The sequence below is a fragment of the Herbidospora sp. RD11066 genome (assembly GCF_054661255.1).
This window is the reverse complement of sequence record NZ_BAAGDO010000281.1, coordinates 1-250: the sequence shown is the minus strand read 5'-3', so window position 1 is coordinate 250 and position 250 is coordinate 1. Positions and strand designations below refer to the sequence as shown.

The following is a 250-nucleotide window of genomic DNA, read 5'->3' as shown; positions in this document are numbered from 1 at the left end:
TCCAGTTTGTTCGATCCAATACCAACAAATAAACTGCTGCGAAAAACGCGAACCATTGAAGGATGGTGGTAATAAGACCACCACTAACACCTAGCTTGATGACGTGATCAGCAAGGGTTTTTGTAGCTTGACCGAGTTGTTGTAGAACAGAGTTGATTAGTGATGTTGCTGCAGCTGAGGCTGTTGGATCAGTTGACATCTTTAGGTAGTCGCTTACTCCTTTCATCATTCTTGTTATGTGATTTCTGAT

Annotated in this window: 1 protein-coding gene; it reads right to left on the bottom strand. The window is 42.0% G+C overall.

The annotated features are described in order from the left end of the window. Window positions 1-229: hypothetical protein (locus ACYQ78_RS39920; RefSeq protein WP_459806201.1), on the bottom strand; the 229-nt coding region annotated here is incomplete at its 3' end. Between the last annotated feature and the right edge of the window lie 21 nt (window positions 230-250).